Source organism: Corallococcus sp. AB011P (assembly GCF_003611605.1).
In the GTDB taxonomy this organism is placed as follows: domain Bacteria; phylum Myxococcota; class Myxococcia; order Myxococcales; family Myxococcaceae; genus Corallococcus; species Corallococcus coralloides.
Map to the genome: position 1 here is coordinate 93825 of NZ_RAVX01000016.1, position 25527 is coordinate 119351.

Sequence of the window (25527 nt, forward strand, 5' to 3'; positions counted from 1 at the left end):
GGAAAATGCAAGCGATTCAGCCAGCTTAGCCCGACCCTCTCCCCTTCCACCCGCGTCCTTCGCCCACCCCGGGAAAGCCCCCGTCCGTGCTGTCTCTTCTCAAGCGGTACCGCCGCTTCCTCCTCGTGGCCGCCCTCCTCCTGTACCCGCTCGGCGCCTTCCTTCTGGGCGGGCGGCGGGGCCGCGACCCGAACTTCGTCGACCGGGGCGTCATCGCGCTCACGGCCCCCGTGCAGCAGGGACTCACCGCCGGCATCGACGGCGTCGTGGCTGCGGTGCGCAACTACCTGGACCTGCGCGGTGTCCGTCAGGACAATGACGCGCTGCGGCTGGAGAACCTGCAGCTGCGGGCGACGGTGCAGGCGCTGGGCGAGGCGCGCTCGGAGAACGGGCGGCTGCGCAAGCTCCTGGCGTACGCGGAGGCCGTGCCCGGGCCGGAGATTCCGGCGCGGGTGGTGGGCGTCAATCCGGTGGCGAAGCTCCTGTCGGTGCGGATCAGCAGCGGGGAGAAGGACGGGGTGTTCCGGGGTATGTCTGTGGTGACGCCGGACGGCATCGTCGGGCAGGTCATCCGGTCCACGGGCGGCTATGCGGACGTGGCGCTGGTGACGGATCCGCAGAGCCGGGTGGCGGTGCGGGTGCAGCGCTCGCGGGCGCGCGGCACGGCGGCGGGCGCGGGCAACGGCCCCCTGACGCTGGAGAACATGCTGCGCACGGAGGACGTGGAGGACGGCGACCTCATCATCACCTCCGGCACGGATGGCATCTATCCTCCGGGGTTGGTGGTGGGGCGGGTGACGCAGCTGGAGAAGAAGGAGCACGGCATGTTCCAGGGCGCGGACATCACGCCCGCGGTGGACACCAGCCGGCTGGAGGAGGTCCTGGTGGTGGGCAGTCCGTACAGTGCGATGAACGCCACCGGCGGGGCGGCTACGGAGGGCATGCAGAAATGAAGTTCCTGGTGACCGTCATCCTGGCGCTGGTGCTGCTCACGCTGGAGTCCGTGTTCGTCCAGCAGGCGGGGCTGGTGCTGGGCCGCGTGGACGTCACGGTGGTGCTGGTGGCCTTCCTCGCGCTCCGGGCGAGCCTCACCGAAGGGGCGTGCTCCGCCTTCGCGGTGGGCTACCTGCTGGACCTGATGAGCGGCCAGCCCACGGGCCTGTTCACGTTCCTCGCGGTGTTCACCTTCCTGGTGGGCCGGCTGGTGGCGTCGTTCGTGGACGTGCGAGGGCCCGTGGCCTTCGCGCTGTTCGCCATGGGCGCGGACCTGGGGCACGGCCTGTTGTCCACGTTCTTCACCTGGCTCACGGTGAAGGACGGCTCCACGGCGCCGCTGCTCTCCGGCATGCCGGTGCAGCTGGCGCTCACGGGCGTGGCGGCCCTGTTGCTCTTCCCGGTGTTCAAGCGGTTCGAAGTGGCGCAGGAGCGCCCGGTGGGGTTGCTCCGTTGACGCCTCCGACCATTGGCAACAACACCCCGGGCCGGGACCTGAAGCGCCGCTTCCTGTGGCTGGGCCTGGCCATGTCGCTGGGTATGGTGGCGCTGGCCATCCAGTTGTACCGGCTCCAGCTCATCCGCCATGACGAGTACGCCGCCAAGAGCGTGGCGAACTTCGTGAAGGAGGTGCGCCTGCGCGCCGACCGGGGCGTCATCAAGGACGCGCGCGGCACCATCCTGGTGGACAGCCGTCCGTCGTTCGACGCCTTCGTCACGCCGGCCTTCTGCACGGACTGCTTCGAGCAGGTGATTCCGCGCCTGGGCGAGCTGCTCCAGTGGGACCCCGAGCAGCGCAAGAAGATTGAGGACCTGGTCCGCGCGAGCCGCCGCAACGCGCCCTTCCAGCCGGTGCCGGTGCGCGTGGACCTGACGCGCGACGAGTACGACCGGCTCAACGCCCGGCGCGACATCCTGGATGGCGTGGAGGTGGTGCCCGTGCCGCACCGCAACTACCGCGCGGACATGGTGCTGTCGCACGTGCTGGGCTACATGAACGAAATCACCCAGGAGGAGCTGGAGCGCCTCAACGGGGACGGCGCGAAGTACGCGCTGGGCGACTACATCGGCCGGCGCGGCCTGGAGCGCTACTTCGAGTCCAAGCTGCGCGGGCAGGACGGCGTGCGCAAGGAAGTGGTGAACGCGCGCGGCCAGACGATTGAAGAGCTCAACGAAAAGCTGGGGGAGAACGCCGTCATTCCGCCCACGGCCGGCAGCAACGTGGTGCTCTCCATCGACATGCGCCTGCAGGAAGAGGCGGAGCGTTCGTTCCCGGGTGTGACGGGCGCGGTGGTGGCCATCGACGTGAACACCGGCTTCATCAAGGCGCTGGTGTCCCGCCCCGGCTTCGACCCGAATCTCCTGACCGGCCGCGTGACGCCGTCGCAGATGGCCACGCTGGCGAGAGATCCGCTCCACCCGATGATCAACCGCGTGGCCGCGGAGCACTACAGCCCGGGCTCCACCTTCAAGGTGATTTCGCAGCTGGCCGCCTTCAAGTCCGGCCTGTTCCGCCCGGAGACGGTGGTGAACTGCTCCGGCGGCTACCGGCTGGGCGCGCGCGTGTGGCGCTGCCACAAGGAGAGCGGCCACGGGCCCCTGGACGCCCGGGGCGCGATGAAGGCGTCCTGCGACTCGTGGTTCTACAAGGTGGCGGACACCATCGGCCTGGACCCCATCGCGGAGATGGGCAAGTTGCTGGGCCTGGGGCGTCCCACGGGCATCGCGGTGGTGGCGGAGGTGCCCGGCATCATGCCGTCCAGCGCGTACCACGACAAAGCCTCACCGGGCGGCTACACCAAGGGCATGGCGCTCAACAGCGCGATGGGGCAGGGCGACGTCAACGTGACGCCGCTGCAACTGGCGCTGGTGTACGCGGCCGTGGCCAACGGCGGGAAGCTCTACAAGCCGCAGATGGTGCAGCGGCTGGAGAACCTGGACGGGCAGGTGATGGAGGAGTTCAAGCCGGAGGTGGTGTCGAAGGTGGACATCAACCCCGCGCACCTGCGGGCCATTGTCGAAGGCCTGGAGGCGGTGGCGCAGGAGCCCGGCGGCACCTCGTACCGCGCGAAGCTCAAGTCGGGCCTGCCCGCGGACTTCCTGGTGGCGGCCAAGACGGGCACCGCGCAGGTAACGCGCATTGGCACCGTGCGTCTGAAGACGCACCAGATGAGCTACTTCGAGCGCGACCACGCGTGGTTCGCCGGCTTCGCGCCCGCGAACAAGCCGGAGCTGGCCGTGGTGGTGCTCAACGAGCACGGCGGCCACGGCGGCGTGGACGCGGCGCCCACGGCGCTGGCCGTGATGAAGAAGTACTTCGACTTGAAGGCGCAGGACGCGACGTCACCGCCGCCCCGCGCCAACCAGCCCTACACGCCGTCGTTGCCGCCGGCGCCCAGCCTGGATGAAGCGGCGCTCACCCGCGCCGTGGTGCCCCCGCCGCGGGTGAACCTGCCGGGAGAGCCCATCCAGCCGCCCTCGGAAACCGGAGACGACAGTGCAACTGCGGATTGAGCGCCGGATGATGCCCCACGTGCCGTGGGGGCTCGTCGTGTGCGTGCTGGGCGTGTGCGCGCTGGGCATCTGGAACCTGGCGTCCGCGTCCCGGCCCCCCATGGCGCCGGTGTGGACCAGCCAGGCGCTCTACCTGGGCGTGGGCCTGGGCGCGGTGCTGATGGTGTGCCTGGTGGACTACCGCTGGATTCAGCGGATGGCCCTCCCCATCTACGTGCTCAACATCCTGGCGCTGCTGGCGTTGCGGCTGGTGGGGCATACGGCGAAGGGCGCGGAGAGCTGGTTCGTCATTGGCCCGTTCCGCCTGCAGCCCGCGGAGTTCATGAAGATTGGCGTCGTGCTGATGCTGGCCAAGGTCTACCACGACGACTTCCAGCCCAATCAGCCGTCCTACGGGCTCGTACGGCTGTGGAAGCCGGTGCTGGTGGTGATGGTGCCCTTCACGCTGGTGCTGGTGCAGCCGGACCTGGGCACCGCGCTGATGATCTTCCTGTCCTCCGGCACCGTCATCCTCTTCGGCAAGGTGCGCTGGTACCTGGCCGCCACCATCGTGGCGGGTGTGCTGGTGGGCGGCCTCATCATCTGGAACGACTACGTCCGGGAGATGCCCGAGCCGCGCACCACCGTCGTGCGCCACCACCTGAAGAAACATCAGAGCCAGCGCATCTCCGGGTGGTTGGACCCGGAAGCGGACCTGCGTGGCAGCGGCTATCACGCCGCGCAATCCAAGATCGCCGTGGGCTCCGGTGGCCTCACCGGCAAGGGCTGGCGTGAGGGAACCCAGACAGGTCTGCGTTTCCTGCCGGAACAGCACACGGATTTCATCTTCTCCGTGTGGGCCGAGGAGCACGGCTTCTTCTCCTGTCTCCTGTTGCTCGTGCTCTACGGCGGCATCTTCATTCTCGGGTTGGGCGTGGGATTCAACGCACGAGACCGTTTTGGAGCGTTCGTTGCGGTGGGGGTGGTGGCCACACTTTTCTGGCAGGTGTTCGAAAACATCGGCATGGTCATTGGCCTGTTGCCGGTGACGGGCATCACGCTGCCCCTCATGAGCTACGGCGGCTCCTCGATGCTGTCGGTGATGTTGTGCATCGGGCTGCTGGTGAACATCAGCATGCGCCGTCACATGTTCTGACGGCCGCGGAGGCTTCCGATGGTGGTGCAGAGGAAGGGTGTGACGACGGCGAAGGCCGGCACGGCGGTCCGCGGGCCGGAGGACACGCAGGCACCCCGGCCGCTCGTTGCGCCGGTGGGGACCACTCGCAGCGTGCCCACTGCCGGCGCGGTGCCCCGCATCGAGATGAACCAGGGGGAGCCGGAGCACCGGCACTTCCCGCGCGCGCAGCTGGCCACGCACTTCGACCTCTGGGTGGAGGACGACGCGGGCGGCCGGCGCTTCTCCGCCGGGCTCACGTCCGTGAACGTGAGCGTCAGCGGCGCCTTCCTCGCGAGCACCTTCTTCCTGCCCATGGGCACGGTGGTGCGCGCGCGCTTCGCGCTGGAGGAGGGGGCCGCCCCCGTGGAGGCTCGCGCGGAGATCGTGCGGGAGGAGCGTGGCCCGGAGGACCAGGGCCGCAGCGGGTTCGCCCTGCGCTTCCTGGACTTCTCAGGTCAGACGGAGGTGGCGCTCGCCCGGCTCTTCCTGGGCATGCGCCTGAGAGCCTTCACCGAGGACTACCTCAAGTCCCAGCGCGCCCGCTCCCTGCCCAATGAGCTGGAGCGGGTCATCGACGTGATGGCGGCCTGGGAGCTGCTCAAGGCCACCACGCCCGGAGACCCCTGGCGCGGCGAGTAGGGCCCCGGTACGCCGCCTTCAGGCCGGCTTGCCGGTGGCGATCTGCCTGCGGCGCTCGGCCTGGTAGTGCGCGGAACACAGACCCTTGGAGCGCTGCTCGCGGGTGCAACCACTCACCGTGCAGCGGCGGTCCATGGGCACCGGCCCACCCGCCACCGTCTTGGGGGGACGGCCGCGGCGGCGACCCGCCATCACCGCGCCATTGCCCGGCGACGCCGCGACGGCGCCCATGCCCGGCATCCCCGTGTTCAGCGCGCGCAGCATGCCGCGGCCGATGGCATCACCCAGGGCCTCCGCCCACGACGTCAGGGCAGGGGTCAGCGGTGCTTGCGAGGTCAATTCTTTACGAAGGCGTGCCATGAAAACTCCTGTAGAAACTCGCCAATCAAGACAGGCGTGTACTCGCGACTTGTGTCTGTTGTGGCGAACTCTGTCAACAAGACATGTTGGGGTCGTGTTTGACTCGTAATGCAATTTCAATGTCTGTTGAACAAAACATGACGGGAGGATCGTCCATCCGTCCCTGTCGGGCGTTTGTCTCAAGAGCAGAGAAACGTCTGCGTCAGGGGGCGCGCTGCACCCGGTACGTGAAAGCCCTTACCGTCGCGGTGAGTTGTCTTTCTACAGACATATCGAACCGCCAGCCATGTCACGCCCGGGTGTCTGGTTGGGAGCCCATAAGCAACGTCCCCTCTCACCGGGCGCGAACCCTGGCGATGAGGGCCAGGGGCACCATGGGTGGGAGGGGACGAGGGAGACGGCCGTGGAGCGGGCCCGTCACCGGGAACACATGGGCTCAGAGATTCTTCCGGACCACGTCCTCGATGCGCGACTTCGGCACCGCGCCGACAATCTGGTCCACCACCTTGCCGCCCTTGAAGAGCAACAGGGTGGGGATGGAGCGGATGCCATACTTCTGGGGCGTGTCCTGGTTCGCGTCGATGTCCATCTTCGCGAACGTCACCTGGCCCTTGTACTGGGCGGACAGCGCCTCGACGGAGGGCGCGATGGCGCGGCAGGGCGCGCACCAGGTGGCCCAGAAGTCCACGAGCACGGGTTGTTGCGAATCCAGGACCTGCTTCTGGAAGTCCGAATCACCGATGTTGATCACGTCGCCAGCCATGTCGTCACCTCGTGTCTACTGCTTGAGTAGGATACGTCCTTTAGCTTCGCGTCCGGCGGATGCCTCGGGGGACGGGAAGGCCGGGCCGCTTCCGGTGGAACGGATGCCGCATCTGGCCGGAGGTTGCACCCCATTTCCGGGCCCGCCGGACATGAGGGTGGTGTAGTCTGCGCGGCGTGACGAAGCTCTTCCTGTCCCAGGCCCAGCTCGAGGAGTGGGCGCTGGAGGACAAAGCAGACCTGCGCGAGGGCCGCCTGGTGGTCGCCGCCGAGGGTGGGAGCGCCTGGCCGCTCACGCCCGCCGTCCATGTGGTGCAGCTGGTGTCCGGGGAGGACACGCACCAACTGGTCTCCCGGGTGAAGACCGAGGAGCAGCTCGGCCGGCTGGGGGCTGAGCAGATGGCCGACTCCATCCTGGTCGGGGACTCCGCATACGAAGTGGTTCCGGGTTATGTGGCGGAAGTGGGGGCGCCCGCTCCCGAGCGCAAGCCCAATTCGGAGACCGACCTGCTGGCGGCCTTCATTCTCAATAAAATGTAAAATGGGCTGAGGCAGGACTGAATGCCTCCTCGGCCGGGGTTATGAGCCTGCCGCCATGAGCCATACGCTCGTCTCGCTCGCCTGCCACGCCTACGGCCTGGCCGCGCTCGTCTACCTCGCCTTCCTGGTCCGCCAGTCCCAGGTGCTCGCCGTCACCGGCCGGGTGCTGGTGGGGACCGGGCTGCTGATGCATTGCGTTGCGCTCATCGAACTGCTGAGCGCGCAGGGGGGCCGGTTGGTGGGCCCCGCGCAGGGCATGTCCACCTTCGCCTTCCTGCTGCTGGCGCTGTTCCTGGCGCTGGACGTGCGCTACCGCAAGCCCGTCATTGGCGCGTTCCTCACGCCGCTGGCGGTGGCGGTGCTGCTCATCGGCATGTTGCTGCATGGCGGGTCCACGCCGCTGCCGGACGCGGTGCGCCAGCCGCTGTTGCCGGTGCATGTCACCATCGCGCTGCTGGGCATGACGGCCTTTGGCGTGGCGGCGGGGGTAGGCGTCATGTACCTGCTGATGGAGCGGGAGGTGAAGGCCAAGCACTTCGGGCTGCTCTTCTCGCGGCTGCCGTCCCTGGAGTTCCTGGACACGCTCAACCGGCGGCTTGTCGTGTGGGGTTTCATCGCGCTGTCGCTCACGCTGGCGACCGGCGCCCTGTTCACCACCACGCTGCGGGGGCTCGCCTGGGCGCTCGAAGCCAAGCACGTGGCGACGTTCGTCGCCTGGGGCATGTTCGCCGCGCTCGTCAACGCGCGCATCTTCGCCGGCTGGCGCGGCCGGCGGGTGGCGCTGCTCACCATGGCCGGTTTCTGCCTGGTGCTGGTCTCCTTCCTGTCGTCCTACGATCTGTCCGCCGCTGGCCCGGGGATGCCGTAGCCATGGAATTCATCTGCATTGGCGTGTCACACCGCACCGCGCCCCTGGGCGTTCGCGAGCGGCTGGCATTGCCCGAAGCCCGGCAGACGGAAGTGTTGCAGCGGTTGGCGCAGGCGCCCGTGGAGGCGCTCTGGGTGTCCACGTGCAACCGCGTGGAGGTGTACCTGGCGGCCCCCAGCGCGGACCTGGCGCGGGAGCGCGCGCGGGAGACGCTGCACTCGCTGGGCGGCGCTGAGGCGCTGGAGCACCTGTACGAGCACCAGGGCGAGGCGGCGCTCGTGCACCTGTTCCGAGTGGCGGCCAGCCTGGACTCCATGGTGCTGGGCGAGGCCCAGATCCTGGGGCAGGTGAAGGACGCCTTCGAGCGAGGCCAGGGCGCGGGCGCGGTGCGCGGGGAACTGACGCGCGCGTGCGCGGCGGCGTTCGGCTGCGCCAAGCGCGTGCGCACGGAGACGGCGGTGGGCCGCGCGGCGACGTCCATGGCGTCCGCGGCGGTGCAGCTGGCGAGCAAGGTGTTCGACGGGCTCAAGGACAAGACCGTCCTGGTGGTGGGCGCGGGAGAGATGGGGGAGCTGGCGGCGCGGCACCTGAAGAACGCGGGCGCCGGGAAGCTCATCGTGACCAACCGCACGCTCGCCCGCGCGGAGGCGTTGGTGGCGGAGGTGGGCGGCGTGGCGAAGCCCTTCGAGGAGCTCTTCACGCTGCTGGGCGCCGCGGACGTGGTGGTGACGAGCACCGCGTCGCCGGTGCCCATCTTCACGCGCGAAAATGTCGGCGCGCTGAGTAGGGCGCGCAAGGGACGGCCGCTGTTCATGGTGGACCTGGCGGTGCCGCGCGACATCGACCCGGCGGTGGGCACGCTGGACTGGGTGCACGCGTACGACGTGGACGACATCCAGAAGTTCGTCGCGGACAACACCGCCGCGCGCGCGGAAGAGGCGCACAAGGCGGGCGGGCTGGTGGCGCAGGAGGTGGCGCGCTTCGCCCGGGAGCGCGCGCTGCGCGACGGCATGCCCGTGCTGGCGCGCCTGCGTCAGCGCGCGGAGGCCATTGCCCGCGCGGAGGTGGAGCGCACGCTGCTGGGCATGGGCGACGGGCTCACCGACAAGCAGAAGAAGAGCATCGAAGCCATGGGGCGAGCCATCGTGAACAAGCTGTTGCATGAGCCCACCGCGCGCCTGCGCGCCGTGGGCCCACAGGGTGAGGGCAACCGGCTGGCGGGAGCCGCCGCGGAGCTGTTCGGCCTCACGGAGGCGGAGGCCGCCGCCATCGCTCCGGAAGAGCCCACCGCGCCCCCTCAGGAGGCGCGCAACACCGTGGTGGCCACCGGGAGCCGGCGATGAAGACGGTGCGCATCGCGACGCGGGAGAGCCCGCTGGCGCTGTGGCAGGCGAATCACGTGGCCTCGCTCCTCACCGAGCGCAACCCCGGCCTGGAGGTCACCCTGGTGAAGATGTCCACCGAGGGCGACCGCTTCCTGTCCGCGCCGCTGTCCGCGGTGGGCGGCAAGGGCCTGTTCGTGAAGGAGATTGAGCAGGCCCTGCTGGATGGCCGCGCGGACGTGGCGGTGCACAGCCTCAAGGACATGACGTCGGTGTTCCCGGAGGGGCTCATCCTGGCGGCGGTGCCGGCGCGCGAGGACCCGCGCGACGCGTTCTGCAGCCCGGACGGGCACACGCTGGCGATGCTGCCCGCGGGCGCGAAGGTGGGCACGTCTTCGCTGCGGCGCAGCTGCATCCTGCGCGCGCGCCGGCCGGACCTGGAGATCGTCTCCCTGCGTGGCAACGTGCAGACGCGCCTTCAGAAGACGCGCGACCTGCGGCTCGCGGGCGCCATGCTCGCGGCGGCGGGGCTCAAGCGCCTGGGCTTGGACCACCACATCACCCAGGTGGTGCCGGTGGCGGAGAGCCTGCCGGCGGTGGGGCAGGGCGTGCTGGCCATCCAGTGCCGCGAGGCGGACGCGGACGTGCGAGCGCTGCTTCAGCCCCTGGAGGACATCGCCACGCGCAACGCCGTGCGGGCCGAGCGCGCCTTCCTGGCGAAGCTGGAGGGCGGCTGCACCGTGCCCCTGGCCGGCCACGCCACGGTGGAGGACGGCCAGGTGTACCTGCGCGGCCTGGTGGGCCGGCCGGACGGTTCGCTGGTGGTGCGGGCCGAGGTGAAGGGGCCCGTACCGGAAGCGGAGCGGCTGGGCGAGGCGCTCGCGGACGAACTCCTGTCGCGCGGGGCGGGAGACATCTTGCGCGATTTCGGCCGCCGCGAAGGCGCGCCCCGCGCCTAGAGTGCCGGCCCGTGGACCGGCGACTGGATGGCATCCGAATCTTGGTGACGCGCCCCCGTGAGCGGGCCGAAGAGCTGTGCTTCCTCCTGGAGGACGAGGGCGCGGACGTCCTCAGCCTGCCGCTGTTGGAGCTGCATCCGCCGGAGGACCCGCGCCCGCTCGCGTCCGCCGCCGAGCACGTGCAGCGCTACCACTGGGTGGTGTTCGCCAGCCCCTCCGCCGTGGAGGCCTTCCTGGAGGCCCTGCGGCTCGCCGGCACGTTGGACCGGCTGTCCCGCGTGAAGCTGGCCGCCGTGGGGCCGCGCACCGCGAGGGCCGTGGAGGGCTACGGCCTGAAGGTGGAAGCCGAACCTCACGAGGGCACCGGCGCGGCGCTCTTCACCGCCCTGCGCGACGTGCTGGGGCCGGAGGACGACGTGCTCCTGCCCGCGGCGGAGGAGGGGCGGCGGGAGCTGGAGGACGGCCTGCGCGACCTGGGCGTGCGTGTCACCCGCGTGACGGCCTATCGCAGCGCGCCGGCCGCCGTCGAACCCGAGGCGCTGGCCCAGCTGGCCGCTGCTCCGCCCCAGGTGGTGCTCTTCGCCTCGCCGCGCACCGCGGAGGCCTTCGTGGAGGGAGTGGGCCGTGAGCCGCTGGCCTCCGCGAAGGTGGTGGCCATTGGCCCCACCACGGCGACGGCGCTGACGCAGTTGGGCATCCCCGTGGCCGCCGTGGCCGAGCGCCCCACGCCCGAAGCGCTGGTGGATGCCACCGTTCGCGCCGTTCACGGGTAGACTGTCCGCCCGGTGACGTCCGGGCGCCCAGGCGGAGCGCCCCGTGCGGACGTGACGTGAAGAGGTGCGGGTGATGAAGCGTGGGACGCAGCGGAGTGTCTTCCTCCTTGGACTGCTGGCGCTGGCCGCGACAGCGCACGCCCAGGATCAGTTGGGCTACCAGTACCTGGACCACTGGGTGCTCAACAACAGCCAGGATCCGTTCCCGTACTACGTGGACGCGCGCAACACCCAGCCCGGGGGCAATGACCTGTCCCTGGTGGAAGACGCGGTGAAGAAGGCCTTCCAGGCCTGGCAGGACGTGGACTGCGCGTGGCCCGCCTTCACCTACAAGGGCCGCTCCACCATCGTCCCCATCCCGAACGTGAATGACCGGCTGGACGGCTTCAGCGTCGCCGCCGTCTGGGTCACGGACCCGAACAGCGCCGAGTTCTCGGACGTGCTCAACGCCAGCAATAGCGTGGTGGCCGCGGTGCCGCTGACCCACGGTGGCCTCGTCTACCAGTGCGACATCTTCCTCAACGCCGTGAGCTACAAGTTCACCACGCTCTCCCCCACGCCGGCGGGCTTCATCGACATCCAGTCGGCGGTGATGCGCGGGGTGGGCCAGTGCCTGGGCCTGGGCAGCACGTACTTCTACTCGGACGCGGTGATGTACATCACGCTGGACACCGGCACCCAGCGCCGCGCCCTGTCGTCGTATGACCGGGGGGCGTTCTGCCAGCGCTATCCCCAGACGGGTGCGGTGGGCTCGCCCTGTGACACCACCGCGTGCGGCGCGGGGCTCACCTGCGTCACCGCCCAGTCCACCACCAGCGGCGCCTCGCAGAAGATCTGCTCCAAGCCGTGCCCGGTCGGTACGCCCGGTGCCTGCCCGGACCCCTACCAGTGCCGCGCGTCGACCCTCATCCCCGGCTCGCAGTTCGCCTGTCTGCCGGAGGCCTTCGGGTCGACCACGAAGGTGGGCAACCCCTGCGCGAACGCCAGCACCTGCGGCGCGCCGGAATCGCGCTGCCTCACGGATGCGGACAAGACCACCGCCTTCCCGGCGTGGACGGACGGCTACTGCACGGAGTCCTGCATCGCGAACGCGGACTGCCCCATCGGCTCCACGTGCACCAGCGTGGGCGCCGTGGGCAAGCGCTGTCTGAAGAACTGCCGCCCGGGCAAGGGGGACTGTCGCGAGGGCTATACCTGCAACACGCTGCCCGACAACGGGGGCGACGTGTGTGTCGCCGACTGCGCCACCAACAGCGACTGCGGCAGCAACCACGCCTGCCGCTCGTGCGACCACGCCTGCATCCAGCAGAAGACGGGCACGCGCAGCGTCGGCGACCCGTGCCTCCAGGATTCGGAGTGCGGCACCAACCAGACGTGCCTCAAGCTCAACGGCAACCCGCAGGGCGTGTGCACGGAGCCGTGTTCGGTGTCCACCTGCTCATGCAGCCCCGGCAGCACCTGCCGCCCGGCGGGCACCGGCGAGGATCGCTTCTGCTTCCGCGACTGCGGCGCGAACACCTGCGCCTCGCCGCTCCAGTGCGTGCCGTTCGCGGAAGGGACCGCCTGCATTGCCGCCTGCCGCAGCAACCAGGACTGCCCCAATGGTCTGTACTGCGGCAATGGCGGCCAGTGCTACGACCCGTATGCCCAGACGGACGGCGGCACCTGCACCCTGTGCAGTGACGGTGGCACGCCGCCGCCCCCGCCGGTGGACGGTGGCACGGGTGGCTCGACGAACGACCCCGGCGGTTGCGGCTGCCAGAGCGCCCCCTCCTCCGCGGCATTCCTCGTGGGGCTCGGGGTGTTGCTCCTGGCCACCCGCAGAAGGAGGAACGTGTGACCCAGGCGGCTCCCCCCGGAAGCAGCGGCCCCTCGCGCGGCGCCACGGACTTCACCCTGGGCTTCCTCCTGGAGGCCATGGTCGCCCAGCGCCTGCTGACACCCCAGCAGGCGCAGGAGGTGCTGGCGCGGGAGCCCGCCGCGCGCGCCCGCGTCCTCAAGGCGCAGGGCGGGACGGGAAAGGACGCGGCCCGGTATGACGTGTCGCCCGTGGAGGTGGTCGCGGCCTTCCAGATTCCGGCGCCGGGGGGGCGGGGCGTGCTGGACGAGGACCGCGTCACGGAGGCCGCCGCGCGCGCCGCGGGGCTGGCCTACCGGAAGCTGGATCCGCTGAAGATGGACATGGCGCTGGCCACCCGCACGGTGTCCCGGCCCTACGCGCAGAAGCACGTGCTGCTGCCCCTGGAGCGCACCGAACAGGGGCGGCTGCGCGTGGCGGTGGCCAACCCCTTCGACCGCGAGCTCTTCGAGTCCTTCCACCGGCTCACCGGCGAGCCGGTGGAGCCCGTGCTGTCCGCGAAGACGGACATCCTCCGCTCCATCGCGGACATCTACGGCTTCAAGAAGACGCTGGCCAAGGCCGCGGACGACTTTGGCGGTGCGAACGCGCAGATCGCCAACTTCGAGCAGCTGGTGTCGCTCAGCGGCACGCAGGAGCTGGAGGCGTCAGACAGGCCGGTGGTGCAGGCGGTGGACTACCTGCTGCGCTACGCCTTCGACAACCGCGCGTCGGACATCCACATCGAACCCAAGCGCGCCACCGCCGTGGTGCGCCTGCGCATCGACGGTGTGCTGCACCCCGTCTACACGCTGCCCGCGCAGGTGCACCCGCCCATCGTGTCGCGCGTGAAGATGCTGGCGCGCATCGACATCTCCGAGAAGCGCCGCCCCCAGGACGGCCGCATCAAGACGGAGCGCGACGGCCGCGAGGTGGAGCTGCGCGTCTCCACGCTGCCCACCGCCTTCGGCGAGAAGGTGGTCATCCGTATCTTCGACCCGGAGACGCTGGTGCAGGACATCGCCCAGCTGGGCTTCGATCCGGACGAGAAGGGCCACTTCGAGTCGTGGATTGATCAACCCCACGGCCTCATCCTGGTGACGGGCCCCACGGGCAGCGGCAAGACGACGACGCTCTACTCCGCGCTCAAGGCGGTGGCGGGGCCGGACGTCAACGTCACCACGATTGAAGACCCCATCGAAATGGTGTGGGACACCTTCAACCAGGTGCAGGTGCAGCCCAAGGTGGGCCTGGATTTCGCGGGGGCGCTGCGCCACATCCTGCGCCAGGATCCGGACGTCATCATGGTGGGCGAAATCCGCGACGCGGAGACGGCGGAGAACGCCATCCAGGCCGCGCTCACCGGCCACCTGGTGCTCTCCACGCTGCACACCAACGACGCGCTGGGCGCGGTGGCGCGCATGAAGGACCTGGGCGTGCCGGCGTTCCTCCTGGCGCAGAGCCTGCTGGGGGTCATGGCCCAGCGCCTCCTGCGCCGCGTCTGCGTGCACTGCTCGGAGGAGGCGGTGCTCACGCCGGACGAGCTCCTGGCCCTGGAAGTGCCGCTGCCGCTGTTGCCCGGCGGCGTGAAGCTGTCCAAGGGCGCGGGGTGCGTGCGCTGCCGCGGCACCGGCTTCTCCGGCCGCACCGGCGTCTTCGAAATCGTCTCCACGAACCGCGAGGTGCGGGAGCTCATCGCCCGCGAGGCGCCCTACGAGCACCTGACGCAGGCCGCGCGCCGCGGTGGCATGCGCACGCTGCGCGAGGCCGCCGTGCGCAAGCTGGCGCAGGGCCTCACCGCCTTCGACGAGGTGGTGCGGATGACGTCCGCCTTCTAGAAACACGAAGGGCCCGCCGTGAAGCACGGCGGGCCCCGCGAAGCTGCCCGGAAGCGGGCAGGGCGGCCTAGAAGCGCGCCTGCAGCAGCGTGTTGAAGCCCAGCGCGTGCGGCTTCTCGAAGTTCGGCTGCGCGATGCCCGTCACGTCGTCCTCGAACGTGGTCCGGTTGGTGTCGTACGTGTAGTAGACCTCGCCGACCGCCGCGACCGTCTCCGACAGGTCCCACCGGAAGGTGGCCTTGGCGGACCAGATGAGCTCCGCCTCGCAGGCGTTGGTGCCGCCGCAGGTGCTGGGCAGGATGCTCAGCTGGTTGGCGTCACGCACCACGACCGTGCGCGTACCGGTGAGGCTGGGGGGCGGGTTGCTGCCGCCCACGAGCGGAACCGGGCTGCGGAAGGACGCCGGCTGCTGCGCGCCGATGATGAAGCCCGGCGTCAGGTGCAGGCCCGCGATGTTGTAGTCCACGCCCACCGCGCCGAAGACTTCAGGCTTCAGCACCGTGCCCGTGGGGAAGTCCTGGAACGGGGGGAAGCCCGGCACGTCGAACTGGATGAAGGACAGGCTGCGCACCAGCGCCAGCGCGTTGAAGCGGAAGCGGTTCAGCTTCGCGCGGCCCTGGAAGGCGAGCGCCGTGGCCCCCTGGGGCTTGGTGGCGCCGAACTTGTCCGGGTCCTGCAGGGTCTGCGTGAGGTAGCTGCCCTCCAGCGAGAAGGAGTAGGACAGGCCCCCCGGGTACGTCTCCGGCGCGAAGAAGCGCTGGTAGATTTCCGGGTCGTTCTTGTACAGGCGGAAGTCCACGCTCGTGCCCACCGGCACACCCACGTGGTAGACAATCTGGCCGGACACACCGGCCGCGTTGACGCCCGCCTCGATGGACTGGTTCGCCAGGCCCGGGACGATGCCCTTCTGGAAGTAGCCGCCGCCGGCCTCCACGCGCAGCGTCTCCAGGATGTCCCAGCCCGCGCCGGCCATCACGCCGTAGAGCGTCTCCTGCTCCAGGATGAGGTCGTTGAGCACCAGCGCCGTCTTGCCGCCCACGTACGCGTACCAGCGGTCGCGCGTCAGCTGCAGCTTGGCGCCCGGCACACCCGCCGCGGTGGCGCGGTTGGTGAAGATGGGGCTGCCGCCCCACGAGATGCGGTACGCGTAGCCCAGACGGAAGCGGTCCGCGGACACCGGGAAGCCGGTGAGCGAGATGCCTTCCTTCTCACCCCAGCCCGGCGGCTGGTAGTTCAGGCGCACGTAGCTGGAGTTGTCGAGGATGTCGACACCACCAGACGGGCGCTCCAGCACCAGCAGCGTGAGGGCCGCCTCCGTCGTGAGGCCCTCGAAGAACGCCGGCATGCGCTTGTAGAGCACGACGTTCGACAGCGACTCGAAGCCGGAGAACTTGGTGTTGAAGTTGTCGTAGAACTGCGTGTTCTGGTTGCCCGCGCCAAAGCGCGCGTTGGGGCTGTTGGGAGTGGTCTCTCCCGCGCCCGCAAGCACGTTGTCGTCCGCGAAGACGAACGACAAACGGGTGTCCACGAAGTCCCCGGCCCAAGCGGGCGCGGAAAGGGTTGTCAGGCCCGCCAGGGCCAGCGTCTGCAACGTTTTCAATGTCCCTCCAGGAAGCGGTCCGGGGGAGACCGCTCCTCCCAGCGCCCCGGCATACCGCCGGGGCGCGCAATGCGACTGCTCAAAGGTGAATGGTGGCTACTGGCACGGCTTGATGGGCTTCGGGCACTCCATCCCGGGCCCGGGATAGCAGCACAGGTCGTCCTGATCTCTCGGCAGGACGTTCCAGCGCGGACGCGCCGGACCCACGTGCTTCAGGTGACCCACGACGTCGAAGGTGGCCGCCCGCAGCTGCTTGCACTGGAGCGCCTTCGCCGCGTCGGCGTCGTTCTCGTTGCAGTCCGGGTTCAGGTCCGGCACCGCGTCCTTGATCTGCAGGCTGATGCGCGAGCGCGTGTCCGGCGCGACCTTGCACGCGGCGTTGGCCGTGGCGGCGGCGTCACGCACCAGCGCGACCGTCACCTCGGAGTCCTTCAGGGTGTACTCGTAGCGGGTGTTGGCCGCGATGAGCGTGTCCGTCTGGTCCGCCGTCACGCTCACCTGGCCGAAGCGCGCGCGCACCGGCTGGTTGCAGATGATGTTCATCCGGTAGCCCTGGGGCAGCGCCTTGTCCGGCCGCACGGGCGTGGTGCCCACCGTGACGTTCATGATGCGGTTGGGGACGGACTCGTCCATGCCCATGGACGCCGGACCGGTGGCGTTCATCTCCACCACGAACTGGCCGAAGTTCGTGTACGTCGTCTTCTCCGCGCAGATGGTGCCGGCGTACTCGCCGATGCCCAGCGTGCAGTCGATGACGCACTTGCGCTCCGGCAGGTCCGGATCATCCGGCGGCTCCGCGAAGCAGTTCTGCCAGCTGCGAGACGCGCTGCTGCCCACCGGGCAGAACATGGGCATGTCGTTGTTGCCGTTGGCGTCGCAGTTGCGGAACACCTTGGGGAACTTCACCCGGCGCAGCTTCACCAGCGACGACTCCAGGCTCTCCATCTTGTAGTTCTTGTAGCTATAGCCACACAGGATGTCGTCCAGGTACGGCGAGCCGCTGTAGCCGCACAGCCGGCCGTTCACCTCCACCGGCGGCACCTGGTCCAGGTACTTGTTCCACTGGTCCTGGGGCAGCAGGCGCACGTTCTCCCGCAGCGTCCAGGCGGGGAAGCTCATCTGCGTGGTGTTGGTGAACTCCGCCACCGTGCCGGACAGCGTCCAGAGCAGGTCGCCGGAGTCCAGCCCTTCCGGGAAGGAGTAGTTGTAGATGTAGATGCTGTTGAAGCGGCCCGGGTTGAAGCCGTCCGGCTCCGCGGTCTGGATGTTCGCGCCCGTGACGCTCTTCTCATCCACGCGGCAGGCCGTCATGTCCGTGACGTAGAAGCCGCTGGAGTCCGTGCCCGTCACCAGCAGCATCATCGGCTTGCCGTTGTTGGGGTCGGACGGGTCGCAGTTCTGCGTCAGCGGCTCGCCGGACTCCGGATTGCGGCCCACGCGCATGAACTGCTTGACGAAGACGCTCGTCTCCGAGCCGCCCTCGGGCAGATTGATGGTGGCGAGGGAGGGCTCCTCGAACCGGATGCTCGGGGACAGGCCGGTCGCGAGGGTGCGGATGGCCGGCTCCTGGGGCAACTGGGCCAGGTCACCCACCACGCCGCCGTCCGCGTAGATCAGCTCCAGGTCCTGGTCCTGCACCCAGACGTGCGTCTCACCGTACAGGTGGGCCACGCGCACGGTGCCGGTGCCCTTGCCGTTGGTGAGCTGCGTCCAGCGCTGGCCGTACTCACCGGTGAGGTCGCCCGGGATGACCCGGAAGGACACCGGCCCATTGAAGGACGTCATCTCCCCGCCGGTGCCGTCCATCGCGGTGATGGACAGACCGATGTCCACGTCCGAACGGGGCAGGGTGTAGGGGCAGTCAGTCGTGCCACGCACCTCGAGCGGCACCGCCGCCTGGTTGTTGCCGTACTTCGCGACGCAGGCGTTCACCACCGGCAGCAGCGCCGTGGCGGAACCCGCGGTGGTGATGCTCGTCACCTCCACGCGGAAGGAGGTGAGTCCGGTGGGAGCCTCGGACTCCTTGGTGTAGCAGCCGGCCGCCAGGGCCAGCGTGGACAGCAGGAAGAGTCGCTTCATTACTTCACCCTCCGCCCGATGCGGCCATCCTCGATGGCGCTCGCGATGGGCATGGCTGTGGGCTTCTCACAGAACGACCGCAGCTGGCTCGTCATGGTTCCGCAGGTGGGGTTTCCACCCGTCAGGAGGTCGCGGCAGGTGCAGCGGCCGGTGTACGGGCCCTGCGGCAGCGCGCACTCCGCCAGCGCCGCGTCCCGCGTCATGTCCGGCAGGCCGCACTGGGCCATGGCCTTCGGCTGCTCGGCGGCGTTCGTGGTCACCTTGAGCAGATCCCGGCAGGAGCAGCTGCCCACCGTCTTGTCGAGCCCGTCCTCGAAGGCCTTGGACACCTTGCAGGAGTTCAGCGTCTTCTCATCCACCGTCCACTGGCCGTTGACCAGCGAGCCGCAGCGCGTGCCGTTGCTGGACGTCTCCCGGCCGTTGAGCAGGTCGTCGCAGCTGCAGAAGCCCTGCATGTACCCGATGAGCGAGTCGCGCAGGCTGATGCCCGTCTCGATGCGCGTGGTGTTGCGCTTGAGCACCGTGAAGCCGGAGCCGCCCTTGGCGATGTAGTCGTTCACCGCGACCTTGTACGTGCCGTTGGTGTCCAGCGGCCTGCCGTTGATCTGGATGTCGATGCCCGGGTGCGCCCAGCAGCGCGAACCGGCGGTGTCCTCCAGGCACTGCCACGGCGCGTGGCCCTCGCGGCCCTCCTGGGGGCAGTCCGTGGCCACCGTCGCCGGGGTGCACGCGACGCGCAGGTCGTTGAGCTGCACCTGGGCGCAGTCCATGGTGAAGCGCGCGCCGGAGATCTGCGCCTGGCTCACGCACCCGCGCTCCGCGGAGCGCTCGGTGACGAAGTCGAACATCTCCTGCATCTCCACGCCGGACAGGTACATGATGTTGATGGTGTTCTCGAACGGGAACACGTTGAACATCGCCTCCTGCGTGACGACGCCCGCGTAGAGGTTGTCGCGGATGCCCAGGGAGTTGGTGAGCGCCATCTCCGCCTCCACGCGGTTGCGCTTGCGCATGGAGTCCGCGGCGATGTTGCCCAGCGGCGAGTCACCGCCATTGGAGTTGTTGCGCCGCTGCACGTCGAGGGGGGCGTAGGAGAAGATGGAGGTGAGCTGCAGCTTCACGTCCATGCCCAGCAGGTACGGGATGAGCAGGTCCGTCGTCTGGGCGTCCTCCTGACGGCCGCACTCCGCGATGGCCTCGCGCACGCCCGGGGCTTCAATGAACTTGCCCGGATCCCAGAAGACGCCGTCCTCGAAGCGGAGCCTGCGCATCGCCTCGTTGCACCAGAGGCTGTCCACCGGGAACGCGTGGTAGTCCTGGCTGACGACCTCGGCGCCCTCGGCCTCGCCCCGCTGGTTCGGCATCTTCACGACCAGCTCCAGGCGGCCCACGTACTTGGCGAACGCGCCCGAGTGCGACAGCACGACCTTGCGGCCGGCGGGGTCCGTCACCAGCTGCGGCGGGTTGAGCACCACGTGCAGGTGGCCGCCCAGGATGACGTCCATGCCGCTGACGCCCGCGATGTGCACGCGCACCACCGACTTGTCGTTGCCCTCGGGGCCGAACCACTCCAGCACCTTCCACGCGTCGCGCGAGCGGTTGATGAAGGGCTTCGCGCGGCCGTACTCATAGTAGGCCTCGTAGCCCTGGATGAGATCCTGGTCCTCGGTGAGGCCCAGGTGGCTGACGATGACAATCAGGTCCGTCACCGGGCGCAGCAGCTCCACATAGGAGCGCGCGGCCTCGTTCTGCTCCAGCGGCGTCACCTGCAGGCTGTTGCCGCCCTCCACGATGGAGTTGAGCGAGGAGATGTTCGCCATGCCGATGACGCCCACCCGCAGGCCCTTCACCGTCCGGATGGTGTAGGGGCTGGTCACCATGGAAGCGCCGTTGGTGCCGGTCGTCTTCGGGTCGTCCCAGTAGTAGTTGGCGGCCAGCAGCGGGAAGTTGGCGAAGTTGCGCGCCTTCTGGACGAAGTTGAGGGCGCCCGCGTCGAACTCGTGGTTGCCCACCACGGCGGCGTCCAGGCGGGACTCGGAGAGGAAGCGGAACTCCGCCTCGCCCGTGTTCACGTTGAAGATGGGCGCGCCCTGGAAGCAGTCTCCAGAGTCCAGGTGCAGGACGCGGTCGCCCTTGGCGCGCTCGCGCTTGAGGATGGACGCGATGCGCGTGGCACCGCCAAAGGGACCGGCTTCCGGGATGAGTTCCAGGTCCTGGTCCGTCTTCAGCGGCGTGAAGTCGTACGGGACGAGCCGCGAGTGGATGTCAGAGGTATGGAGGAGGGTAAGCCGCACCTCCTGACCTTCAAGGTGGTAATCCTGGCCTTCCAGCACAGGCATGCACGAGGCGAGGGCCAGGGCGCAGGCGCAGAAGAGGCCGAGCAGTGCGCGACACATTCGTGGCGGATCCGTGATTCGTAGGGAGTGACGACTTGAGGACGGCGCAACCTACGGGATCAAGGGTGCACGGGCAAGCAACGCCACCGTGGCACCTCCACCTACCAGGACACCAGGAGAGCAGGCAGACATGCGTCCCAGCAGTTCCAATGTGACTGACATCGAGATCATCGAGGATTTCTCCGCCACGGCGCGTTGTGACGAAGGTTTCCTCCGAGTGCGTCGGCTGCGCTGCCGCAACCGGCGCGCGGATGGCTCGTCGTCTCCGGTCTACCGGGTGGATGTGGTGGACCGGCCCCGGCTGGACGCGGTGTCGGTGCTCATCTACCGCCGCGCGCCGGATGGAAACGTGGAAGTCCTGACGCGGATGAACCTGCGCCCCGCGGCGTACTTCCGCCGCGAGCAGACCGCGTCCATGACCGTGCCTGACACGGTGAGCCATCTGCGCGTGGAGGAAATCGTCGCGGGCCTGCTGGAGCCCTCCGACAAGGGCGAGGAGGGGCTTCGCCGCCGCGCGGCGGAGGAGGTGAAGGAGGAGGCGGGCTACACGGTGCGGCCGGAGGACATCCAGTTGTTGGGCGGCGCGTTCTTCCTGGCGCCGGGCATCCTGTCGGAGAAGGTCTTCCCGGCCGCGGTGGACGTCACCGGCGTGGCGCAGGGCGAGGTGGAGGGAGACGGCTCTCCATTGGAGGAGGGCATCCACCTGCAATGGCGGCCGGTGGGCGCGGTGCTCGACGCGTGCCGCCGGGGTGACATCGCGGACGCGAAGACGGAGGTCTCCCTCACGCGGCTGCTCGCCCGGCTTTCCTGACGCCGCTTGCTGTTTCCGGGCCGAGGACGGACGGGGTAGGGTGCTGCCCCGTTCCGCTTCCTCCTGCAGGCGAGGTTCGTCGCATGTCGTCGCTGCCCCCGTGGCTGGCCCAGCTGCTCCCCATCGTCATCCTGCTCGGGGCCATTGGCCTGGTGCTCTCGCGGCTGCCGAAGGTGGAGCTGGGGCACACCGATGCGTTCCGCCGCCGCCGCTTCTTCAACTGGTTCCCCCTGGGCCTGACGTACGCGTTCCTCTACATGGGGCGCTACAACGTCAACGTGGCGACCAGCGCCATGGGCGCGCAGACGTCCAACGCGGACTTCGCCACCATCTTCTTCTGGGGGACGCTCACGTACGGCGCGGCCTTCCTCCTCAACGGCCCGCTGACGGACAAGCTGGGCGGCCGCTTCACCATCCTCCTGTCCGCGGGCGGCAGCGCGGTGGCGAACATCGCCATGGGCGGCCTGGTGTACGCGGTGCTGAAGAACGGCTGGGCCCCGCCGGGCGGCGTGGTGGCGTGGCTCGCGTTCCTCTACAGCGTGAACATGTACTTCCAGAGCTTCGGCGCGGTCTCCATCGTCAAGGTGAACGCGTCGTGGTTCCACGTGCGTGAGCGCGGCCAGCTGGGCGGCGTGTTCGGCATCCTCATCTCGCTGGGCCTGTACTTCGCGTTCGACTGGTGCCGCTTCATCGCGGACGCGGCGCCGGTGTGGTGGGTGTTCTTCGTGCCCGCGGCGCTGCTCGTGGCGTTCCTGGTGCTGGACTTCTTCGTCATCCGCGACACGCCGTCCCAGACGGGCCACCCGGACTTCGACACGGCGGACGCGTCCAGCGGGGAGACGGGCCCGGCGCTCAGCGTGCCGCAGATGTTCGGCAAGCTCTTGAGCAACCGCGTCATCCTCATCATCCTGGGCGTGGAGTTCTGCAGCGGCTTCCTGCGCAACGCGGTGATGCAGTGGTTCCCCAAGTACGCCAAGGCCATTGGGGAGTCCGGCGGCTTCGTGGCCTCCAACTGGGGCATGCTGTCGTGCGTCGCTGGCATCCTGGGCGGCATGTTCGCGGGCGTCATCAGCGACCGCATCTTCGATTCGCGCCGCGGCCCCGTGTCCGCGGTGCTCTACGCGGGCCTGCTCCTGGGCGCTATCGGCGCGGTGTTCCTGCTGGGAACGCCGGGCGCCGGCTGGTCCGTGGTGTTCATGTCCCTGTGCGTCATCGGCGTGCACGGCATGCTGTCCGGCACGGCCACCATGGACTTCGGCGGCAAGAAGAACGCGGGCATCGTGGTGGGCATCATCGACGGCGCGGTGTACGCGGGCACGGCCATCCACGCGCTCGTCTACGGCATGATCCTCCCCACCGGCGACGCCATGAAGGACCCCGCCAACTGGAAGCCCTGGCCCCTGGCCATGCTGCCGCTGGCCATCGTGGGCCTGGTGCTGGCGACGCGGGTGTGGAACGCGAAGCCCCAGCCCAAGGCGGCCCCGCTGCCGGTGGGCGACGTCGTCCCGGGCGCCGTGCCGGGCGCGTCCTCTTCTCGTACGGGCACCAACGGTTGAGGCTCCGGCGGAGTGCGTCCGGTGTGCCGCCCCGGACGCTTCTCCATCCTTTGGTGGGGGTGGCTCCCGTGTGACAGGCCTGTGACATAGACTGGAGTTTGTGTCCCAGGCCCCCGAAGCGCTCCACAGCCGGTTCGACGTCCACGACCGCAAGCAGTTTGAAATCAAGCTCGAGTACCAGCCCACGGGCGCGGACGAGACGCGCTACCTGGTGGAGGCCTACCTCTTCCTGCCGTCGAGCCTGAACATCGACGCGGAGACGTACCCGCGCGCGGACTTCTACGCGGACATCCACAACTACGTGCGCTTCAAGACGCCGGTGATGGGGCTGGGGGAGCTCCTGTCGTCGGAGGGCTCGCCGCTGGTGAAGCTGGAGGCGTGGCAGCGCGCGGGCGTGGCGCCGGAGGCGGACGTCGTCTACCAGGCGAAGCTCTTCTCATGCGTGCTGCGCGGCGCGCTGCGCAGGTTCGCCACCACGGTGGAGACGCGCTGTGACGCCAAGACGGGCGAGGCGGGAAGGGTGGACCTGGAGACGGTGGTGCGGCAGGCGGGGGACTCCGTGCCCGTGGTGCTGGAGCGCTTCCGCGCGTGGCTGCGCGCCACCGGTGAGGCGAAGCTCCAGGAGAAGACGCGCGCGTCGCTGCGGCTGGTGGACGAGTACGTGAGCCTGCTGGTGGAGCAGTTCTTCCGCCGCGCGGTGGCGGACATGGACGCGCTGCCGCGCACGGGGCCGTGGCTGCCCTTGCGCAAGGGTTTGATGGAGGCGGTGCTGCGCGAGGAGTCCTATCGCAAGGAGCACCGGCTGCGCTCCGTGTTGAGCCCCACGGGGGACAACGAGGAGTACATGCAGCGGCTGGGCTTCCTGAAGAAGTTCTGCATGAACGTGCTCTTCCTGTCCTCGCGCCGGCGTTCGGGGCGGCAGGGCTGGGAGGAGGTGCTGTTCGCCATCGCGGCGGGCGTGGCCATGGCCTTCGCCACGTCGGTGGCGCTCTGGGCGCAGGTTCGCTTCACGCAGGTGAGCCTCAACTTCTTCCTGATAGCCGTGGTCGGCTACATGATGAAGGACCGCATCAAGGAAGGGCTGCGGCGCATGTTCAGCCGCGTGGCCGCCACGCACCTGTACGACCGCACCACGGACCTGGTGGACCCCGTCACGGCGCGCGCCATTGGCACGTGCGAGGAGCGCGTGGACTACGGCGCGGCGGTGAAGGTACCGCAGGCGGTGTCGTCGCTGCGGCTGCAGGACGACTTCCTCACCGTGTCCCAGGGCGAGCTGTCGGAAGCCGTCATCCGCTACCAGAAGCGCATCGTGCTGGACGCGCGCCTGCTGCCCCGCTCCGAGCGTGGCCTCACGGGTGTCACGGACATCCTCCGGCTGAACGTGGGGCGCTTCCTGCGCGACATGGACGAGCCGGAGTTCGCGCTGGAGTACGTGGACCTGGGGGACTTCTCCGTGGGCCACATCCGGGGCGCGAAGCGCTACCCGGTGGACCTGGTCTTCCGCTTCACGGTGATGGAGGACGGCGTGCGTCATGAATCCGCGCAGCTGGTCCGCCTGGTGTTGGATCGCAACGGCATCCAGCGCATGCAGAACTTCGCCCGGGCCCCAGAGGCTCCGGTGGGGGCCTCGGAGCCCGCGGGGTCGGTGCCCATCCAGCCGGCCGCGTGGCGCCAGGGCGCGTGATTTGATGGCCAGCCTCGCGCCGGGGGCATGTATCTTCCGGCGTCCATGGCTTTTGAAGATCTCAAGCAACGCGTGCGGCAGGACTGGCGCGACACGCTCCTCGGCATCCTGGAGAAGGCCCGCTCGCTCGGTCCCCAGGCCGTCCTGGCGTTCGACCTGGACTCCACCCTCTTTGACAACCGGCCCCGCCAGGCGCGCATCCTGCGCGAGTACGGCGACGCGCGGTCCCTGCACCTGCTCTCCGTGTGCGAGCCGCGCCACTGGGACACCGGCTGGGACATGCGCGCCGCCATGCGCGCGTGCGGCATGGAGGACGCGGAGGTGGAGCAGCGCTACGCGGACGCGCGCGCCTTCTGGCAGGAGCGCTTCTTCACGAGCGCCTACTGCGTCTCCGACGAGGCGATTGAAGGGGCGGCAGCCTTCACCCAGGCGGTGGCCGCCACGGGCGCGCAGGTCGTCTACCTGACGGGCCGCCATGAAGCGATGCGTGAAGGCACCGTGTCATGCCTCGCGCGCTGCGGAATGGTGACGCCCCCCGGCACGGACGGGCGCGTGCACCTGGTCATGAAGCCCACGCTCGCGGAGGACGACGACGCCTTCAAGCGCGAGGCGCACGCGCGCCTGGGCCGCATGGGCATCGTGGTGGCTGCGTTCGACAATGAACCCACGCACGCCAATGACTACCGCCACCGCTTCCCGGAGGCGACGGTCATCCACCTGGCCACGGACCACTCGGGAAGGGCCGTGGAATTGAAGGATGGCATCGTGTCGGTGCCGCATTTCTCCATGGAGGACGTGACGCACCGCGCCTGAAAGAAAGGCACGGTGGACGACGGTTTC

At 69.3% G+C, this 25527-nt stretch carries 21 protein-coding genes; 16 read left to right on the top strand and 5 right to left on the bottom strand.

The features are described from left to right. Positions 1-86 precede the first annotated feature (86 nt). The 5 genes from mreC to D7X30_RS30335 are packed head-to-tail and all read left to right on the top strand — an operon-like array spanning position 87 to position 5302. The gene (gene mreC, locus D7X30_RS30315) at positions 87-953 is read left to right on the top strand and encodes a rod shape-determining protein MreC (RefSeq protein ID WP_120566460.1); all 867 of its coding nucleotides are present in this window, start codon (positions 87-89) and stop codon (positions 951-953) included. After that, the gene (locus D7X30_RS30320) at positions 950-1450 is read left to right on the top strand and encodes a hypothetical protein (RefSeq protein WP_120566461.1); all 501 of its coding nucleotides are present in this window, start codon (positions 950-952) and stop codon (positions 1448-1450) included. The genes mreC and D7X30_RS30320 overlap by 4 nt, the downstream gene beginning before the upstream one ends. Next, positions 1447-3507, top strand: a complete 2061-nt coding sequence (gene mrdA / locus D7X30_RS30325) for a penicillin-binding protein 2 (protein ID WP_120566462.1) — start codon at positions 1447-1449, stop codon at positions 3505-3507. Before D7X30_RS30320 ends, mrdA begins: the two co-directional genes overlap by 4 nt. 7 nt (positions 3508-3514) lie before the next feature. Next, complete coding sequence (rodA, locus tag D7X30_RS30330) at positions 3515-4642, top strand: rod shape-determining protein RodA (RefSeq protein WP_199724595.1); 1128 nt, start codon at positions 3515-3517, stop codon at positions 4640-4642. 18 nt (positions 4643-4660) lie between these two features. Continuing rightward, positions 4661-5302: a PilZ domain-containing protein gene (locus D7X30_RS30335; RefSeq protein WP_120566464.1), complete on the top strand. Its 642-nt coding sequence runs from the start codon at positions 4661-4663 to the stop codon at positions 5300-5302. An 18-nt stretch (positions 5303-5320) separates the two neighbouring features. Here D7X30_RS30335 and D7X30_RS30340 read toward each other — a convergent pair whose 3' ends face one another. Then, positions 5321-5662 (bottom strand): hypothetical protein, encoded by a 342-nt coding sequence (locus D7X30_RS30340; RefSeq protein ID WP_120566465.1) that lies wholly within the window; start codon positions 5660-5662, stop codon positions 5321-5323. 436 nt (positions 5663-6098) lie between these two features. Beyond that, on the bottom strand, positions 6099-6425 hold the full coding sequence (gene trxA / locus D7X30_RS30345) for a thioredoxin (RefSeq protein ID WP_014398183.1): 327 nt from the start codon (positions 6423-6425) through the stop codon (positions 6099-6101). Positions 6426-6601: 176 nt separating this feature from the next. Between trxA and D7X30_RS30350 the strand changes: the two genes are divergently transcribed. The 7 genes from D7X30_RS30350 to D7X30_RS30380 all read left to right on the top strand — a co-directional run bounded on the left by D7X30_RS30350 (position 6602) and on the right by D7X30_RS30380 (position 14561). Next, entirely contained in the window at positions 6602-6964 is a 363-nt protein-coding gene (locus tag D7X30_RS30350) for a hypothetical protein (RefSeq protein ID WP_014398182.1), read from the top strand. A 55-nt stretch (positions 6965-7019) separates the two neighbouring features. Further along, a complete protein-coding gene (locus D7X30_RS30355; protein ID WP_120566466.1) occupies positions 7020-7832 on the top strand; it encodes an inner membrane protein YpjD in 813 nt (270 codons plus the stop codon). A 2-nt stretch (positions 7833-7834) separates the two neighbouring features. Then, positions 7835-9175 carry a glutamyl-tRNA reductase gene (gene hemA / locus D7X30_RS30360; protein ID WP_120566467.1) on the top strand — a complete coding sequence of 447 codons (1341 nt, stop codon included), beginning with the start codon at positions 7835-7837 and terminating at the stop codon, positions 9173-9175. Next, the gene (hemC, locus tag D7X30_RS30365) at positions 9172-10113 is read left to right on the top strand and encodes a hydroxymethylbilane synthase (protein ID WP_120566468.1); all 942 of its coding nucleotides are present in this window, start codon (positions 9172-9174) and stop codon (positions 10111-10113) included. Before hemA ends, hemC begins: the two co-directional genes overlap by 4 nt. 11 nt (positions 10114-10124) lie before the next feature. After that, positions 10125-10886: a uroporphyrinogen-III synthase gene (locus D7X30_RS30370; protein WP_120566469.1), complete on the top strand. Its 762-nt coding sequence runs from the start codon at positions 10125-10127 to the stop codon at positions 10884-10886. Positions 10887-10959: 73 nt separating this feature from the next. Then, positions 10960-12726, top strand: a complete 1767-nt coding sequence (locus tag D7X30_RS43690; protein WP_120566470.1) for an MYXO-CTERM sorting domain-containing protein — start codon at positions 10960-10962, stop codon at positions 12724-12726. Positions 12727-12803: 77 nt separating this feature from the next. Continuing rightward, positions 12804-14561, top strand: coding sequence for a GspE/PulE family protein (locus tag D7X30_RS30380; protein WP_233591884.1), 1758 nt, complete (start codon positions 12804-12806; stop codon positions 14559-14561). A gap of 67 nt (positions 14562-14628) precedes the next feature. Here D7X30_RS30380 and D7X30_RS30385 read toward each other — a convergent pair whose 3' ends face one another. From D7X30_RS30385 to D7X30_RS30395, 3 genes are all read right to left on the bottom strand, one after another. Then, on the bottom strand, positions 14629-16161 hold the full coding sequence (locus D7X30_RS30385) for a hypothetical protein (protein WP_199724587.1): 1533 nt from the start codon (positions 16159-16161) through the stop codon (positions 14629-14631). 96 nt (positions 16162-16257) lie between these two features. Then, positions 16258-18240, bottom strand: a complete 1983-nt coding sequence (locus tag D7X30_RS30390; RefSeq protein WP_120566473.1) for a hypothetical protein — start codon at positions 18238-18240, stop codon at positions 16258-16260. After that, complete coding sequence (locus D7X30_RS30395) at positions 18240-20534, bottom strand: bifunctional UDP-sugar hydrolase/5'-nucleotidase (RefSeq protein WP_233591875.1); 2295 nt, start codon at positions 20532-20534, stop codon at positions 18240-18242. The genes D7X30_RS30390 and D7X30_RS30395 overlap by 1 nt, the downstream gene beginning before the upstream one ends. Positions 20535-20766: 232 nt before the next feature. Here D7X30_RS30395 and D7X30_RS30400 point away from each other — a divergent pair, with 232 nt between their 5' ends. The 4 genes from D7X30_RS30400 to D7X30_RS30415 all read left to right on the top strand — a co-directional run bounded on the left by D7X30_RS30400 (position 20767) and on the right by D7X30_RS30415 (position 25500). Further along, the gene (locus D7X30_RS30400; protein WP_120566475.1) at positions 20767-21447 is read left to right on the top strand and encodes an NUDIX hydrolase; all 681 of its coding nucleotides are present in this window, start codon (positions 20767-20769) and stop codon (positions 21445-21447) included. Positions 21448-21530: 83 nt separating this feature from the next. Next, a complete protein-coding gene (locus tag D7X30_RS30405) occupies positions 21531-23003 on the top strand; it encodes an MFS transporter (protein WP_120566476.1) in 1473 nt (490 codons plus the stop codon). 100 nt (positions 23004-23103) lie between these two features. Beyond that, positions 23104-24687, top strand: a complete 1584-nt coding sequence (locus D7X30_RS30410; RefSeq protein WP_120566477.1) for a hypothetical protein — start codon at positions 23104-23106, stop codon at positions 24685-24687. Between the two features lie 45 nt (positions 24688-24732). Beyond that, on the top strand, positions 24733-25500 hold the full coding sequence (locus tag D7X30_RS30415) for a hypothetical protein (protein WP_120566554.1): 768 nt from the start codon (positions 24733-24735) through the stop codon (positions 25498-25500). Positions 25501-25527: the final 27 nt, after the last annotated feature.

What these genes read in the sequence shown, in the direction of transcription:
- D7X30_RS30320 (WP_120566461.1), top strand. Translation starts at nt 950, where the DNA reads ATGAAGTTCCTGGTGACCGTCATCCTGGCGCTGGTGCTGCTCACGCTG.
- rodA (WP_199724595.1), top strand. Translation starts at nt 3,515, where the DNA reads ATGATGCCCCACGTGCCGTGGGGGCTCGTCGTGTGCGTGCTGGGCGTG.
- D7X30_RS30335 (WP_120566464.1), top strand. Translation starts at nt 4,661, where the DNA reads ATGGTGGTGCAGAGGAAGGGTGTGACGACGGCGAAGGCCGGCACGGCG.
- D7X30_RS30340 (WP_120566465.1), bottom strand. Translation starts at nt 5,662, where the DNA reads ATGGCACGCCTTCGTAAAGAATTGACCTCGCAAGCACCGCTGACCCCT.
- trxA (WP_014398183.1), bottom strand. Translation starts at nt 6,425, where the DNA reads ATGGCTGGCGACGTGATCAACATCGGTGATTCGGACTTCCAGAAGCAG.
- D7X30_RS30355 (WP_120566466.1), top strand. Translation starts at nt 7,020, where the DNA reads ATGAGCCATACGCTCGTCTCGCTCGCCTGCCACGCCTACGGCCTGGCC.
- hemA (WP_120566467.1), top strand. Translation starts at nt 7,835, where the DNA reads ATGGAATTCATCTGCATTGGCGTGTCACACCGCACCGCGCCCCTGGGC.
- hemC (WP_120566468.1), top strand. Translation starts at nt 9,172, where the DNA reads ATGAAGACGGTGCGCATCGCGACGCGGGAGAGCCCGCTGGCGCTGTGG.
- D7X30_RS43690 (WP_120566470.1), top strand. Translation starts at nt 10,960, where the DNA reads ATGAAGCGTGGGACGCAGCGGAGTGTCTTCCTCCTTGGACTGCTGGCG.
- D7X30_RS30380 (WP_233591884.1), top strand. Translation starts at nt 12,804, where the DNA reads ATGGTCGCCCAGCGCCTGCTGACACCCCAGCAGGCGCAGGAGGTGCTG.
- D7X30_RS30390 (WP_120566473.1), bottom strand. Translation starts at nt 18,240, where the DNA reads ATGAAGCGACTCTTCCTGCTGTCCACGCTGGCCCTGGCGGCCGGCTGC.
- D7X30_RS30400 (WP_120566475.1), top strand. Translation starts at nt 20,767, where the DNA reads ATGCGTCCCAGCAGTTCCAATGTGACTGACATCGAGATCATCGAGGAT.
- D7X30_RS30405 (WP_120566476.1), top strand. Translation starts at nt 21,531, where the DNA reads ATGTCGTCGCTGCCCCCGTGGCTGGCCCAGCTGCTCCCCATCGTCATC.
- D7X30_RS30415 (WP_120566554.1), top strand. Translation starts at nt 24,733, where the DNA reads ATGGCTTTTGAAGATCTCAAGCAACGCGTGCGGCAGGACTGGCGCGAC.